Source organism: Massilia polaris (assembly GCF_012927275.1).
GTDB lineage: Bacteria > Pseudomonadota > Gammaproteobacteria > Burkholderiales > Burkholderiaceae_D > Telluria_A > Telluria_A polaris.
Genome location: NZ_JABBGG010000005.1, coordinates 108,326 through 123,615, shown reverse-complemented (window position 1 = coordinate 123,615; position 15,290 = coordinate 108,326). Strand labels below are relative to the sequence as shown.

16 protein-coding genes are annotated in these 15,290 nt (G+C 64.0%); 5 read left to right on the top strand and 11 right to left on the bottom strand.

Annotation, left to right across the window (positions count from 1 at the left end; genetic code table 11):
- Positions 1–2: 2 nt before the first annotated feature.
- Positions 3–368, top strand: a complete 366-nt coding sequence (locus HHL21_RS10270; protein WP_169465397.1) for a VOC family protein — start codon at positions 3–5, stop codon at positions 366–368.
- 34 nt (positions 369–402) lie between these two features.
- Here the strand turns inward: HHL21_RS10270 and HHL21_RS10265 are convergent, their stop codons facing one another.
- Genes HHL21_RS10265 through HHL21_RS10245 form a run of 5 tightly spaced genes read right to left on the bottom strand, consistent with a single transcriptional unit; the run spans position 403 to position 3,248 of the window.
- Complete coding sequence (locus HHL21_RS10265; protein WP_169465395.1) at positions 403–729, bottom strand: barstar family protein; 327 nt, start codon at positions 727–729, stop codon at positions 403–405.
- Entirely contained in the window at positions 729–1,154 is a 426-nt protein-coding gene (locus tag HHL21_RS10260; RefSeq protein WP_169465393.1) for an ExbD/TolR family protein, read from the bottom strand. Before HHL21_RS10260 ends, HHL21_RS10265 begins: the two co-directional genes overlap by 1 nt.
- A 6-nt stretch (positions 1,155–1,160) precedes the next feature.
- Positions 1,161–1,826 (bottom strand): MotA/TolQ/ExbB proton channel family protein, encoded by a 666-nt coding sequence (locus HHL21_RS10255; protein WP_169465391.1) that lies wholly within the window; start codon positions 1,824–1,826, stop codon positions 1,161–1,163.
- Positions 1,827–1,835: 9 nt separating this feature from the next.
- Positions 1,836–2,645 (bottom strand): 4-hydroxy-tetrahydrodipicolinate reductase, encoded by an 810-nt coding sequence (dapB, locus tag HHL21_RS10250; RefSeq protein ID WP_169465389.1) that lies wholly within the window; start codon positions 2,643–2,645, stop codon positions 1,836–1,838.
- Positions 2,646–2,654: 9 nt separating this feature from the next.
- A complete protein-coding gene (locus HHL21_RS10245; RefSeq protein ID WP_169465387.1) occupies positions 2,655–3,248 on the bottom strand; it encodes an outer membrane protein assembly factor BamE in 594 nt (197 codons plus the stop codon).
- Positions 3,249–3,337: 89 nt separating this feature from the next.
- Between HHL21_RS10245 and fur the strand changes: the two genes are divergently transcribed.
- On the top strand, positions 3,338–3,766 hold the full coding sequence (fur, locus tag HHL21_RS10240; RefSeq protein ID WP_169465385.1) for a ferric iron uptake transcriptional regulator: 429 nt from the start codon (positions 3,338–3,340) through the stop codon (positions 3,764–3,766).
- A gap of 62 nt (positions 3,767–3,828) precedes the next feature.
- Here the strand turns inward: fur and hrcA are convergent, their stop codons facing one another.
- Positions 3,829–4,842: a heat-inducible transcriptional repressor HrcA gene (gene hrcA / locus HHL21_RS10235; protein WP_169465383.1), complete on the bottom strand. Its 1,014-nt coding sequence runs from the start codon at positions 4,840–4,842 to the stop codon at positions 3,829–3,831.
- 93 nt (positions 4,843–4,935) lie between these two features.
- Positions 4,936–5,652: an HAD family hydrolase gene (locus tag HHL21_RS10230; RefSeq protein WP_169465381.1), complete on the bottom strand. Its 717-nt coding sequence runs from the start codon at positions 5,650–5,652 to the stop codon at positions 4,936–4,938.
- A gap of 184 nt (positions 5,653–5,836) precedes the next feature.
- Between HHL21_RS10230 and HHL21_RS10225 the strand changes: the two genes are divergently transcribed.
- From HHL21_RS10225 to HHL21_RS10215, 3 genes are all read left to right on the top strand, one after another.
- Positions 5,837–6,448 (top strand): hypothetical protein, encoded by a 612-nt coding sequence (locus HHL21_RS10225; protein WP_169465379.1) that lies wholly within the window; start codon positions 5,837–5,839, stop codon positions 6,446–6,448.
- Between the two features lie 42 nt (positions 6,449–6,490).
- Positions 6,491–7,087, top strand: coding sequence for a hypothetical protein (locus HHL21_RS10220; protein ID WP_169465377.1), 597 nt, complete (start codon positions 6,491–6,493; stop codon positions 7,085–7,087).
- Between the two features lie 272 nt (positions 7,088–7,359).
- Entirely contained in the window at positions 7,360–9,600 is a 2,241-nt protein-coding gene (locus tag HHL21_RS10215; protein ID WP_169465375.1) for a PhoX family protein, read from the top strand.
- A 106-nt stretch (positions 9,601–9,706) separates the two neighbouring features.
- Here HHL21_RS10215 and rsmA read toward each other — a convergent pair whose 3' ends face one another.
- The 4 genes from rsmA to HHL21_RS10195 form a co-directional block, all read right to left on the bottom strand.
- Positions 9,707–10,483, bottom strand: coding sequence for a 16S rRNA (adenine(1518)-N(6)/adenine(1519)-N(6))-dimethyltransferase RsmA (gene rsmA, locus HHL21_RS10210; protein ID WP_169465373.1), 777 nt, complete (start codon positions 10,481–10,483; stop codon positions 9,707–9,709).
- Between the two features lie 15 nt (positions 10,484–10,498).
- Positions 10,499–11,590, bottom strand: a complete 1,092-nt coding sequence (gene pdxA, locus HHL21_RS10205) for a 4-hydroxythreonine-4-phosphate dehydrogenase PdxA (protein ID WP_169465372.1) — start codon at positions 11,588–11,590, stop codon at positions 10,499–10,501.
- 2 nt (positions 11,591–11,592) lie between these two features.
- Positions 11,593–12,948, bottom strand: a complete 1,356-nt coding sequence (locus HHL21_RS10200; protein WP_169465370.1) for a peptidylprolyl isomerase — start codon at positions 12,946–12,948, stop codon at positions 11,593–11,595.
- Between the two features lie 65 nt (positions 12,949–13,013).
- A complete protein-coding gene (locus HHL21_RS10195; RefSeq protein WP_169465368.1) occupies positions 13,014–15,236 on the bottom strand; it encodes an LPS-assembly protein LptD in 2,223 nt (740 codons plus the stop codon).
- Positions 15,237–15,290: the final 54 nt, after the last annotated feature.

The window sequence follows — 15,290 nt, the reverse complement described above, 5'->3', positions numbered from 1 at the left end:
GCATGATCCACGGAATGCGCACCACCAAATATCCTGTCGCTGACCTGGCCAAGGCCAAGGCGTGGTTTACCGAGGTATTCGGAAAAGCACCCTATTTCGACCAGCCGTTCTATGTCGGCTTCGAAATCGGCGGTTTTGAACTGGGACTGGTGCCCGACGGCGAGCCGGGGACGCAGGGCTGCACCGCTTATTGGGGTGTGGACGATATCGAGGCGGAGGTTGCGCGGATCGTTGGCCTGGGGGCCAAGGTGCATGCCGATATTCAGGATGTCGGCGAGTCGATCAAAGTGGCCGAGCTGCTGGATCCGTTCGGGAACTTGCTGGGGCTGATATATAACCCGCATTTTGATTTGAAGGCGGTGCGGTAGGCCTGGCTATTGGCGCATAACCGCGACGCAGGGCCTAACGCAGCACCAGCGCCAGCGCCGGCTTCTCGCCGTAATCCTCATACCGCTCGTTGATGCCGCCGACGCAGAACGCGATCTCCTCGAGCAGCTCCGGCGCCTTCTCGCGCATCGCCGCCGCATCCTTCACGACGATCTCCAGCTTCTCGTTCGCGCCGAGCTTGAATTTGGTCATGCCGTCGTCATCGCGCAAGTAACTCAGGCAGTCGACCCAGCCATCCATCGTGTCGCTGTACGACTCGGGAAAGCCGAACGCGCGGCGGCACTCGCTGTGGAAGGCTTGTTCGCTGTCGATTACCGCACCGTTCAGTTCTACGCTGGCCATTATTTTTTCTCCTTGACGGGGTCGGTGACGAAGCCCAGCTTCGTCAGTCCCCTCGATTGCGCGGCCGCCATCACTTGGGCAACCACTTCGTATCGGGTGTTCTTGTCGGCGCGCAGCTGCAGTTCCGGCTGCGGATTCAGGAGCGCGGCGTCGGCCATCAGGTCGCCCAGCGCGCCATCATCCACCGCTTCGTCGTTCCAGTACACGACTCCCTTGGCGTCGACCGCGATGCTGACCATGTCGGCATGCTGTTCGCTGGCCGCGGCCTGCGCCTGCGGCAGATCCAGCTTGACCGAGTGCGTGAGCATCGGCGCGGTGATGATGAATATGACCAGCAGCACCAGCATCACGTCCACCATCGGCGTGACGTTTATGTCGCTCATCATCGATGGCTGGCGCTGCGGATTGAAGGAGCCGAATGCCATGCTGGCCTACCTGCCGGTGAAGTAGGACTGCAAATCGTGCGCGAAGCCGTCAAGTTCGGCCAGCGTCACGCGGTTGAAGCGGTTGAAGGCGTTGTAGGCGAGTACGGCGGGAATCGCCACCACCAGCCCGAAGCCGGTCATGATCAGCGCTTCACCGACCGGTCCGGCCACTTTATCGATCTGCACCGTGCCGCTGGCCGAGACATTCGCCAGCGCGTGATAAATGCCCCAGACCGTGCCAAGCAGGCCGACGAAAGGCGCGGTGGCGCCAATCGACGCGAGCAGGGTCAGGCCGCCTTCGACGCGATGCGTGGCGCGCGTGATCTGCTGGCGCAGGATGCGGATGATCTGTTCGTCGCGGCTCATCTCGCCCGCCAGGGTCGCAGCGGCGGCGGCATGCGCGCGGCCATGCACCGGCAGCGGCGCGTACACGTCTTCGCGGTCGGCCAGCGTCAACAGGGTGATGCCGTCGTCAAGCGTCGGCGCGGACCAGAAGGCGTCGACCGAGCCGGCTGCCTTGCGTACGCGCCAGGTGCTGTAGGCCTTCGCCAGGATGCAGAACCAGCTCACCAGCGACATCGCCAGCAGCAGGTAGGCCACGCCGTGGCCGATGGCGTCGCCCTGCTCCCAGTAACGGGCCAGGCTGAACGGGTTATCGACTGGCGGCGTCATCTCGCTTGATTAACGTGGCAGCGCCAGCACGTCCTGCATGTCATACAGTCCGGTGGTTTTGTCGGCGAGGAAGCGCGCGGCGCGCAGTGCGCCGCGGGCGTAGGTCACGCGGCTGCTGGATTTGTGGCTGATCTCGATGCGCTCGCCGATGCCGGCGAACAGCACGGTGTGGTCGCCGACGATGTCGCCGCCGCGGATGGTGGCAAAGCCGATGGTCGATGGATCGCGCTCGCCGGTCACGCCTTCGCGGCCGTAGACGGCGCAGTCCTTCAGGTCGCGGCCCAGCGCGTCGGCGATCACTTCGCCCATCTTCAGCGCGGTGCCGGACGGCGCGTCCACCTTGTGGCGGTGGTGCGCTTCGACGATTTCGATGTCGTAGCCTTCGGACAGGCTTTTGGCAGCCATTTCGAGCAGCTTGAGGGTGACGTTCACACCCACGCTCATGTTCGGCGCGAACACGATGGCGGTCTTTTCAGCCGCCGCGCGGATCGCTGCCTTGCCTGCGTCATCGAAACCGGTGGTCCCGATGATCACTTTGATGCCATTGGCGGCGCAGTAGTCGAGGTGCTTGAGCGTACCTTCAGGACGGGTGAAGTCGATCAGGTACTGCGCCTCGGCCAGGCCCTTCGACAGGTCCGACTGGATCGCCACGCCGGCCAGCTGGCCCGAGAACGCGCCCGCGTCCGAGCCGACCGATGGCGACCCCGCCACGTCCAGCGCCCCGGCCAGCACCGTATCGGGTGCGGCGGCGATCGCCTCCACCAGCATCCGGCCCATGCGCCCGCTGGCGCCTGCTACAGCAATCTTCAACTCGTTCATCGCGCCTGCTTACTTGTTGATCTGGATGCTGGCCGAGCCGGCCGGTTCTTTTTTCTTCGCTTCGGCTTCAGGCTTCGCCTTTGCCTTGCCCGCGATGCGCTCGATGTATTCGCGCTCGGTCGGCAGGTTGCCGCCGTCGAACTTCTCGACCTTGTTGTCCTTGAAGTAGACCGACACGCGGCTGGAAGTCAGTTCGCCATCGCCGCGCGCCAGGTAGAACGGGTAGTCCCAGCGGTCTGCGTGGAAGATGTCGGTCAGCAGCGGGGTGCCGAGGATGAACATGACCTGCTCGCGGGTCTGGCCGACCTTCAGCTGGCCCAGCATTTCCTGCGATACGAAGTTGCCTTGCTGGATGTCCGGACGGTATGGCGAGAACACCCACAGGAATTTTTGCAGGCGGCTGGCCTGCGTGGTCTGGGCGCCGGCGTTGGCCGCGGCTGCGCCGTCGGTTCCGCTGGCCGTGGCCGCGTCAAGCGGGGCGGCAGGGCCCGTCATGCTGCGCCAGGCGGCGCAACCGGACAGTGTCAGGCTGGCGCACACGAGTGCCGCCACGAGCGGGGCGCGAACGTAAAAACGGTACGAAACAGCATTATTGACGCGCATTAGTGACCTCGATACGTGAAACAGGAGCTAGGCACCCCCGTATAAAACGCTATATGATAAAGCACTAAGCCAATTAGCGAGTAACAAACATGAGTTCCAATCCAACCGACCTGAAGGCAAGCGGCCTGAAAGCCACCCTTCCGCGCCTGAAAATCCTCGAAATCTTCCAGAACAGCGAGGTCAGGCACTTGACGGCCGAAGATGTCTACAAGATCCTGCTGTCTGAAAATATGGACGTGGGACTGGCCACAGTCTACCGGGTGCTGACCCAGTTCGAGCAGGCCGGCCTGCTGAACCGCAACCATTTCGAAACCGGCAAGGCGATTTTCGAGCTGAACGCCGGCTCGCACCATGACCACCTGGTCTGCCTCGACTGCGGCCGTGTGGAAGAGTTTTTCGACGAAGATATCGAGGCGCGCCAGAACAAGGTGGCGGCCGAACGCGGCTTCAAGATCGCCGAGCACGCGCTGGCAATCTACGGCAACTGCATCAAGCCGGCCTGCCCGCACCGCAGCTAGGCCGCTTCCCACCAGCGAAAAAATGCCGCTGTCGCCAGCGGCATTTTCTTGTCCGGACCGGCTTACTGGTGGCTCAACGCGTTCGACAGCAGCTTGGCGGTGATGTCGACGATCGGGATCACGCGCTCGTACGCCATGCGGGTAGGTCCGATTACGCCCAGCGTGCCGACGATCTTGCCGTTGACTTCGTACGGCGCCGTCACCACGCTCATCTCGTCCATCGGCACCAGCTTCGATTCGCCGCCGATGAAGATCTGCACGCCGGTGGCCTTGCTCGATACGTCCAGCAGCTGCATCAGGCCGGTCTTCTGCTCGAACATGTCGAACATCTGGCGCAGCGAATTCATGTTCGACGACAGGTCCGACACGCCCAGCAGGTTGCGTTCGCCCGAGATGACCATGTCTTCCGATTCCGCCATCGCCTCGCTGCCCACCTCCACCGCGGCCTGCATCAGGCGGCCCATGTCGTCGCGCAGCTGCTTCAGCTCCCCGGTCAGGCGCGAGCGCACCTGGTCGAACGACAGCCCGGCGAAATTCTGGTTGATGTAATTGGCCGACTGCACCAGCTGCGACGGCGAATAATCGACGTCGGTCAGCAGCATGCGGTTCTGCACATCGCCGCGCGGGTCGACGATGACCAGCAGGATGCGTTTTTCGGACAGGCGCAGGAATTCGATTTGCTGGAACACCGACTCGCGCCGCGGGCTCATGACCACGCCGGCGAAGGTCGACAGCGACGACAGCATCTGCGCCGCGTTGGCGATGATCTTCTGCGGCTGCTGGGCCGGGAAGTGCATGCGCGATTCGACCGAATGTTCGTCGAGGTGCTGCACGGTCAGCAGCGTGTCGACGAAGATGCGGTAGCCGCGCGGGGTCGGGATCCGGCCGGCCGAAGTGTGCGGGCTCGACACGTAGCCCATCTCCTCGAGGTCGGACATGATGTTGCGGATCGTCGCCGGCGACAGGTCGAGGCCGGAAATTTTCGACAGCGCGCGCGAACCGACCGGCTGGCCGTCGGCGATGTAGCGCTCGACCAGGGCTTTCAGCAGGGTTTGGGCACGGTTATCGAGTTGCATGGTTGTTCTGCAGGTGCTGGCTATGGACACGCCTATTATGCACTCTCGCAGGACCGCTGTGCGCTTCTGCATCAGCCCCGCTGCGGGATGCGCCTAGCCGTGCTCGCGTTTGAGCCAGTCGAGCAGGTCGTCGAAGCTGGCGCAGATCGCGTCGGGCACCACGCCATGTTCGAGGTGGGCCTCGCTGCCGCTGCGGTTCAGCCACACCGCGCGCATGCCGGCCTTTTGCGCGCCCTGCACGTCGAGCAGGACATCGTCGCCGACATACACCGCATCCTCCGGCGCCACGCCGAGCCGGCGGCAGGCCTCGTGGAAGATGGCGGCGTCAGGTTTCGCATGGCCGAGCTGGTGCGCCGACACCGATATCTTGAAGTGATGCGACAGGCCGATCGCCTCGAGGTCGGCATTGCCGTTGGAGATGGAGCCGATCGCCACCCGCGACTTCAGCCGCAGCAGGCCGGGCACGACGTCGTCGAACGGCACCACGGCGTTGCGCGCCGCGAAAAAACTCACCATCGCCAGCTCGACCTTGTCGAGGTCCTCGCCGGCCTCTTCGAATGCCGATTTCAGCCCGGCCCGGCGCAGCGCCCCGAGGTCGAGGCTGAACTCCGGCTGCCTGGCAAGCAGCGCCAGCCGCGCCTGGCGCAGGTTTTCGATCGAAAAGCGCTCGGCGACGCGCGGCGCGTGCTCCTGCAGCCAGGCATGCAAGGTCTGCTCGGCTTGCAGGATCACCGGGGTGATCGGCCATAAGGTATCGTCAAGGTCGAACAGGATGGCCTTCGGCCAGGCACGGCGGATCAGGGGATTCATACGGCAAGCATAGCCATGCCGGATCCAAAAATCAAACCGTGCCCGGGAACGCCAGTTACACCAAGATACAAAGGGGAATAAGACTGCCGTATGGCAAATGCACTAAAATGACGAGCAAACAATACTATCCCCCCATGGCGCCGGCCAGAAGCCCGCCCGTACCCTGTTCGTTTTTGGAGAATTTATGAAAAGTTTGTACCTGCGTTCCAGCGTCGCGCTGGCATGCGCACTGGGCCTGGCAGCTTGCGGCGGCGGTGACGATAACCTGCTTCTCGGCGGCAACGTGTTTGGCCTGCTCAAGAATGGCCTGGTCATCCAGAACAATGGCGGTCCCGACCTGGCGATCCCGGCTGGCTCAACCGGATTCAGTTTCCCGCAACTGATCAGCAGCGACTCCGATTTCAACGTCACCGTCAAGGCGCAGCCGTCCAGCACCGTCTGCACGGTCGTCAACGGCAAGGGCAAATCGGGCGCCTACAGCGTCTACTCGGTCGAAATCCATTGCATCACCTCCAGCTATGACCTGGGCGGCACCGTCAGCGGCCTCGACGTCCCAGGCCTGGTCCTGATCAACGGCAGCCAGCGCGTGACGATTCTGCCTGGCGCGACCAGCTTCACGATGACCAAGTTCAAGAACGACGACGGCAAGACCTACGAAAGCGGCCGCGTCCCGGATGGCCAGCCATACGGCATCACGATCCTCCAGCAGCCAACCGGCCGTACCTGCAGAGTCGCCAACGGCGTCGGAACGATGGGCAATACGGCCGTGAAAAATGTCGCGGTCACCTGCAGCTGAGCGCCAGCGCGCATCGGCATATAACATCTACTGGAGAATTCAATGAAGTCATCTTTCCTGCGCCCTGCTGCGGCGCTCGCGCTGGCACTGGGACTGGCCGCATGCGGCGGCAGCGAGACCTTTACCGTCAAGGGTACCGTTAGCAGCCTGGCCTATCCGGGCCTCGTGCTGACCAATAACGGTGTCGACCTGCCGATCGCCGTCGGCGCCACCACGTTCAGCTTCCCGGGCTCGCTCGAGTACGGCGAAACCTACAAAGTGCTGGTCAAGGCCAATCCGGCGCACCAGACCTGCCTGGCCAATGAAAATTTTAATGCCGACACCGCTGGCCGCATGGCTTCGATCAACGTTCCCGTCGTGTGCGCCATCAACGCATTCACGGTCGGCGGCAAGATCACCGGCCTGACCACCGAGGGCCTGGTGCTCACCAACGGCACCACCGGCGGTACCGTCACCGTGGTGAAGGACGCGACCGTCTTCGTCTTCGCCAACAGCGTTGCCTTCGACCAGAGCTACGGCATCACGGTCTTCAAACAGCCAACCGGCCAGACCTGCACCGTGGCGAACGGCGTCGGCGTGATGGGCGACGCGAAAGTGGAAAACGTCCAGGTCACCTGCAACGTCTCGATTGGAAGCTGAGATATGTGATTTGCGCATAATGGATATTGGAAAGATAAATTGGCCATATATTCCGTAGTGCAGCATAATTGCACCTGTCTCCTCCAACTCTCCTCAGAAAAGAATTGGATTTAAGCCCGCCCTCAACAGCGGGCTTTTTTTTGTCCAGAATTTTGTCGCCCCCCCTTGGGGTCAGGTGCTGTCACGCGGCGGTCACAGCCGCGTCATTTGGCGGTCATGTCCGGTCGATAGAATCGATTGGCTTGATTAACCAACAACGCCAAGGACCCTGCATGAACAAGCCGAATGACCTGTTGTGCCACGTCGACGCCGACGATATCGACTGTAACGATTCGCCGAACGAACACTTCGAGACGATTCTCAATGCACGCCTGAGCCGCCGCAGCCTGCTGCGCGGAAGCTTTGCCTCGGCCGCTACCGCCGTGCTTGGCGCCACTGGTCTCTCTGCATGCGGCAGCGACGACGGCCCGCTCACCCCAGTTACGCCGCCGCCAAACCCGGAAAAACTGCTCGCCTTCAGCGCAGTCTCGAAGAGCCTGGCCGATGTCGTCGTCGTGCCGGCCGGTTACACGGCAACTGTCCTGTACGCGCTTGGCGACCCGCTGTCGGCAACCACCCCGGCGTTCAAGAACGACGGCACCGACAACGATTTCGAACAGCGCGCCGGCGACCATCACGACGGCATGGAATTTTTTGGCTTGTCGTCGACGGGCACGCCAGCGGCCAGCAGCTCCGACCGCGGCGTTTTGGCGATCAACCACGAAGCGACCACCGACCAGCAGCTCTCCTCGTTCTTCCTGCACGCGAACGGCGGCACCACCACGCTGCCGCGCCCTGCCGCGGAAGTGGACAAGGAAGTCGCGCTGCATGGCGTCGCCGTGGTCGAAGTGAAGAAGAGCGGCAGCGCCTGGCAGTACGTCAAGGAGTCGTCGTTCAACCGCCGCCTGACCGCGCTGTCGGACATGGAGCTGTCGGGTCCTGCGCGCGGCAACGCGCTGCTGGTCACCAAATACTCGCCGACCGGCGTACGGACGCGCGGCACCCTGAACAACTGCGGCACCGGCAAGACGCCGTGGGGCACCTTCCTCACCGGCGAAGAGAACTGGTCCGGCTATTTCACCCGTGGCGCGGCCGACGATGCGGCGCGCGGCAACGACAAGAGCGTCGCATCGCTCAAGCGTTACGGCCGCAACCAGGGCGCGACCTCGCGCCACGGCTGGGAAACCGGCGGCGCCGACGACAAGTACGCGCGCTGGAATAACAGCAAGCTCGGTACCTCGGCCAACGGCAGCGACGATTACCGCAACGAGATGAACGGCATGGGTTACATCGTCGAGATCGACCCGTACGACAAGGCGAAAGCCGCAAGGAAGCGCACCGGCCTTGGCCGCTTCGCACACGAAAGCGCGGCGTTCTCGCTGCCGGTGGCCGGCCAGCCGCTCGCCGTCTACATGGGCGACGACTCGCGTAACGAATACATCTACAAGTGGGTGTCGGCGGCCGTTTGGTCGGCGGCGGATGCGACGCCGGCTGACCGCATGGCCACCGGCGACAAATACCTCGACAGCGGCAAGCTGTATGTGGCGAAGCTCAATGCGGACGGCAGCGGCCAGTGGATCGAGCTGTCGCTGGCGAATGCGGCCATCGCGGCTTACGCAGCGTACAAGTTCGCCGACCAGGGCGATATCGTGGTCAATGCGCGCCTCGCGGCCGACGCGGTCGGCGCGACCAAGATGGACCGCCCGGAATGGTGCTCGGTCAATCCGAAGAACGGCGAGATCTACTACTCGCTGACCAACAACTCGAACCGCACCGTCAACCCGTCCGGCTCGTCGCAACTGACGCCGGACAGCGCCAACCCGCGCGCTTACACCGACATGAAAGGTACGACGACGCAGAACGGCAACCCGAATGGCCACATCGTGCGCCTGAAGGAAGGCACGGGCGCCGCGCAGGCCACGGCGTTCACGTGGGACGTGTACTTGTTCGGCGCGGAGGCGTCGGCCGATGCCGGCAAGGTCAACCTGTCGAACCTGACCGCGGACCAGGACTTCTCCAGCCCGGATGGCCTGGCATTCAGCCCGTACACCGGCATCTGCTGGATCCAGACCGATGACGGGGCGTACACCGACGTCACCAACTGCATGATGCTGGCGGCCGTGCCGGGCCAGGTAGGCGATGGCGGCAAGGTCACGCTAACCTACCCACAGGCTTCAGGCGCTACGCTGGCGGTCGATACGTTCGTGGGCAAGAAGGCGGCGCCGGACACGCTCAAGCGCTTCCTGGTGGGTCCTGTGGGGTCGGAGATCACCGGCATCGCGGAGACGCCGGATGGGAAGACGATGTTCGTCAACATCCAGCACCCGGGCGAAACCACGTCGCAGGCGAACCTGGCCGATCCAAGCAAGTACACCAGCCAGTGGCCGAGCAATGCGGGTTATGGGGCCGGCAAGCGGCCGCGGTCGGCGACGATTGTGATCACCAAGAACGACGGTGGCAGGATCGGTAGCTAATACACGTCGTTCCCGCGAAAGCCTCGGCGGCCCCGCGGTAACCCATGCTGAACGTCTGAAGCCGACGACGTATGGGTTCCCGCTTGCGCGGGAACGACGGCGATACTTAAACAGGCTTTAACAAATTCGCAAGCGCGACATACTGCTCCAGCCCCACCGTCTCGGGCCGCGTCGACGGATCAATCCCAGCCTCCACCAGCTGCGCCTCGGTGAACATCCCCGCCACGCAATTTCGGATCACCTTGCGGCGCTGCGAGAATGCCTTGGTCACCACAGCTTCGAGGGTCGCGCCGTCGCAGGCGAGCTTGCGCCTGGTCGGGATCATGCGCACGATCGCCGAGTCCACCTTCGGCGGCGGGTCGAACGCGGTCGGCGGCACGATGAACAGCAGCGACATGTCATAACGCCACTGCAGCATCACCGACAAGCGCCCGTACACCTTGCTGCCCGGCGCCGCGACCATGCGTTCGACGACTTCCTTCTGCAGCATGAAGTGCTGGTCTTCGATCAGGTGCGCAAACTCGGCAAGGTGGAACAGCAGCGGGCTCGAAATGTTGTACGGCAGGTTGCCGACCACGCGCAGCTTCTGCCCTTCCGGCACCGGGATCTGGCCGAAATCGAACTTGAGCGCGTCGCCCGAGTGGATCGTCAGCTTCTCGCGCGGGAATGCCTTCTCGAGGCGCACCACCAGGTCGCGGTCGAGTTCGACCACGTGCATGTGGTCGATGCGCTTGAGGATCAGCGCCGTCATCGCGGCAAGGCCCGGCCCGATTTCGACCATCGCCTGGCCCGGCTCCGGGTTAATCGCTTCAATGATGGCGTCGAGGACGAATTTATCGGTCAGGAAGTTCTGGCCGAAGCGCTTGCGTGCGATGTGTTTCATTGATTTCTTTTCGTGTTAGTGGTTGGCAGCGCGCCGTGCGCGGGCCATGTGCAGCGCGGTGCGGATCGCCTCGATCATGCTGCCGCAGTCGGCCAGGCCAAGGCCCTGCGCCGCGAGGTCGAGCGCAGTGCCGTGGTCGACCGAGGTGCGCACCAGCGGCAGGCCCAGCGTGATGTTGACGCCGTGCCCGAAGGTGGCGTACTTCAGCACCGGCAGGCCCTGGTCGTGGTACATCGCCAGCACGCAGTCCGCGTCCTTCAGGTAGCGCGGCTGGAACAGCGTATCGGCCGGATACGGGCCGCTGCAGTCGATGCCGCGCGCGCGCGCAGCTTCGATGGCTGGCGTAATGGTGTCGATCTCTTCGCGCCCTAGGTAGCCGCCCTCGCCCGCGTGCGGGTTCAGCCCCGTCACCAGGATCCGCGGCGCGGCGATGCCGAACTTGATCTTCAGGTCGCGGTCGATGATATCGAGCACCTGCGCCAGGCCATCGCGCGTGATCGCGGCCGGCACGTCCTTCAGCGGCAGGTGGGTGGTGGCCAGCGCGACGCGCAGCGGCGGCTGGCCGTCGCCCGGCACGCCGGCCAGCATCATGACGACTTTACTGGTGGCGGTTTTTTCAGCGAGATATTCGGTGTGGCCGGAGAACGCGACGCCGGCGTCGTTGATGGTCGACTTCTGCAGCGGCGCGGTGACGATCGCATCGAACCAGCCGGCCCGCACGCCTTCGACCGCGAGGTCGAGCGTGGCAAGCACGGCCCGGCCGTTGGCCGCATCCAGCGTGCCGGGAACGACATGCGCGTCGAGCGGCACATCGATGACGGCAATGCGGTCGGCGCCGAACTGCGGAAGGCTGCTGTTGCGCAGCGCCTGCACGGACAGTGCCGCGAGTTTGATGGAGGGATCGATGTAGCTGGCGGTCATCGCCAGGAAGGCGGCGTCGCCGACCAGCACGCAGTTGGCTTCGTGGCGCATGTCCCATGCGGCGCGGATCGAGATTTCGGGACCGATGCCCGCCGGTTCGCCGGTGGTGACGGCGAGCGTGGGTCTGACAGCGCCCGCGTGGCGCCGCGGCTCGGGAGCTTGGCGCTCATGCGGGACTGTCGTCATGCTTACTTCTCGTCGCGGAACTCGACGTAGGCGCGGTCGCGCACCTGGCGCGCCCAGTCCTCGGTCGCCTCGGCCATCTTCTGGTCGCGGATCGCCTGGCGCGCCGCGGTGCGCTCGCGTTCCTTCGACTTGTCGTCGCTCTTGCGCTCCATGACTTCGATCAGGTGGTAGCCGAACGGGGTTTCGACCACGCCGCTGACTTCACCGAGCTTCAGGTCGTTCATGACGTTTTCGAATTCGGGCACGGTGTCGCCCGGGTACAGCCAACCGAGGTCACCGCCCTTGCTGGCCGAGCCGTCGTTGGAGAACAGGCGCGCCAGCTCCTCGAACTTGGCGGCCTTGTTGTCGAGGCGTTCCTTCAGCTCCACCAGCTTGCGCCTGGCGTCGTCCGCCGTCATGGTCGGGGTGACCTTGAGCAGGATGTGGCGCGCGCGGGTCTGCTGCACGACGGCCGCGTCGGATGCTTCCGTCGGGGTGCGCTTTTCGACCAGCTTGAGGATGTGGAAGGCGGTCGCCGACTTGATGATCGGGGTGACCTGGCCAGGCTTGAGCGGCGCCAGCGCCGTGGCGAAGGCTTCCGGCAGGCGCTGCGAGTCGAGCCAGCCGATTTCGCCGCCCTTGAGCGCGTCGCCGGAGTCCGAATAGGTCGCGGCGATCTTGGCGAAGTCGGCGCCGGTGCGCAGCTGGCGTGCGATTTCTTCGGCGCGCGCGCGGCGTGCGGCGATCTGCTCCGGCGATGCGTTCTCCGGGATACGAACGCGGATCTGCGCCAGGTTCATCTCGACTCGTTCGGCCGCTGCGGCCTTGCGCGCGGCGATGAAGGTGTCGACTTCGGCGTCGGATACCTGGATCTTGTTGTCCACTTCGTGCTGGCGCAGGCGCTGCAGCATCATCTCGCTGCGAATCTCTTCGCGGAAGGCGGCGAAGGTGGTGCCTTCCTTCTCGAGCGCGTCGCGCAGCTGCTGCACGTTCATTTTCTGCTGTTCGGCGATGCCGCCGATGGCGCGGTCGAGCATGGCGTCGTCGACGCGCACGCCCATCTCCTTGGCCAGCTGGAACTGGGCGCGTTCGACGATCATCGATTCGATCACCTGGCGCTGCAGGTCGGACTGGTCGGGGATCTGCGCGTTGGCCGCGCGCATGCGCTGGACCACGGACTCGACACGCTTGGTGACTTCGTTCTTCGTGATGACTTCGTCGTTGACGACGACCGCGATCGAATCGATCACGTTGGCCGAACTGGACGCCGGCGGCAGGAAGCCCGACGACGGCTTGGCGGCAGGCGCGGTGGCTTGTGCGGCGGCCTGGCCGGCGGACAGGGCGCACAGCAGGACAGCTGCGATCTTGAGTTGGTGCATACTGACTTTACGCATAATCTGGGAAGCACTCATGTTCAGGTGAATGAAAAAATCGATTGTGCTGCTTAGCGGCCGTAGCCAGGGTTCAGCCTCGTGTAGCCGGGAATACTCTTGTAGAACGATTCGAGCGGACTGCCGAAACCAAGCTTCGACAGGCCGTTCAGCTCGAGCTGGAAGAAGATCGGCGTCGAGGTATTGCGCAAGGTGGTCACGAAGCGCTGCGCGCCCATCCGGAACACCCAGCAGTCCGCACGATACTCGAGCCCGAGCAGGCTCTCGAGGATCTTGTGATCTTTGACAGAATAGCTTACCCGGCCCACGCCGTACCAGCGCATCGACAGCGGCCATTGCGACGACAGGTCGACGTTCTTGAACGTGTCGCGCAGGTAGCGGTACTCCGCGTTGATCACTTTCTTGTCGCCCGGGCGCCACTGCACGCCGTAGTTCGAGCTGAAGGTCTGCTTCCCACTCGCGTCGTATTGTACTGCGCTGTCGAAGCTCCAGTCCTCGGCGATGCGGCCGGAGGCCGCCGCCAGCAGGTCTGAGCGCCGGTCGTTGCGGGTCTGGCTCGGATCCAGCAGCACGCGCTGGTCGCGGAAGTAGAAGCGCTGGCCGATCGCCAGGCGCAGCCGCTCGGCGCCGTTTTCTTCGATGAAGCGCGACGTCACCGCCGCCGTCACCTGGTTGGCGTCGGCCACCCGGTCGGCGCCGATGAAGCGGTTTTCGCTGAAGATCTGGGCGAAGTTGAAGCCTGCTTCCGCCGTATCGAACAGCGGCAACATGCTCTGGTCCTTGTACGGCGTGTACACGTAGAACAGGCGCGGCTCCAGCGTTTGCGTGACGTTCTTGCCGAGCAGCGTGGCATCGCGTTCGTAAATCAGGCCGCTGTCGAGCGAAAAGGTCGGCAGGGTGCGCGTCAGCGAACGCGAGGCGCCGCCGACGGTGTCGATCTCGTATTTGCTGCTGTGGACCATCAGCTTCGGCGTGACGAAGTAGCCCGGTCGGATGAAAGGATAGCTGACCTGCGGGATCGCGACGGCGCGGTTACCGGTCTGGAAATCAGGATGCGAGAAGCGCACCAGTTCCGCGTCGAGGGCCCAGTCGAAGCCGCTGACGTCGTAGCGGCCGGCGTGGAAGTTAACCTGCGGCAGGCGGTCGTACGGGCGGATCACGGTGAGGCTTGGATCGGTGGCCGCGGCGGGGTCCTGCAGGATCTGGTAGCTCTGCGCGCGCGCCGTCAGGCTCCAGTACTGGCTGACGTAGTCGGTGCGGATCTCGCGCAGCAGCTGGCGCTCGGCGCTGGTCGAAATCGACTTCGAGAAATCGCTCGGATATTCATCGTCGGACGCGGCGCGGATGTTCCAGCCGAACGACAGGCCTTTGGCCAGCGCCTGCGCGTGGTTCGAATTGACCAGCCAGCGGTTGGTATCGGTTTCTTTGTCGTCGAGCAGGAATTCGAGGTGCGTCTCGCCGGCGTACGTGCCGGCGCCGGTCTCGCCGATATAGCGTCCGGTCGCACCCATCTGCAGGCCGCGGTCCAGCATCAGGCGCGGGTACAGGGTCAGGTCGCGGTTCGGCGCGATGTTGAAGTAGTAAGGCACCATCACTTCGGCCGCGCCCTTGGAGCCGAAGCCCACGCTTGGCGGCAGCCAGCCGGAGCGGCGCGCGCCCGACAGCGAGAACGACAGCGCCGGCGTGCCGAGGATAGGCACGTCCTTGAAGTACACCACGGTGCCGCTGGCGACGCCGACATCGCGGCCCGCATCGAGGCGCAGCGTGTTGGCTTTCAAATACCAGTCGGGATTCAGGCCTTCGCAGGTGCTGTAGGTGGCGTTGGTGACGACCGCTTCGTCTTCGCTGATGAAGTCGAGCCGCGCCGCGCCGCCCTGGGCGTTATTCATCTGCAGCTTGTAGGTCGGATTGAGCACGTAGCCCTTGCCCGAGCTGAGGTTCAGCTGCAGCGAATCGCCGGTGTAGCGGTCGCCGAAGCGCTGCATGAACACGTTGCCGCGCGCCGACACTTCATCTTCGACCTGCAGGTAGCAGGCGGTGTCGGCGGTCAGGCGCATCTGGCCGCGTGTCAGTTCGACATTGCGGTTCAGGTTGACTTCGCGGTCGGGACGGCCGGTGATCTGTTCGGCCTGCACCGTGATGGGCGCACTGGGGTCTTCAGCGTTCGATTGCGGAGCGGCGGTCTGGGCGTGCGCGGGCACCGCGGTGGCGGTGACGATCGCGGTCAGGGCGTATACCCAACGTTGCGAGGGTGCGGGAGCTGAAATCCAGCTCATGAAAAGATGCGATCAAACACCATGACAGGCGCTTTTTTGAGTTTAATCCCTTAT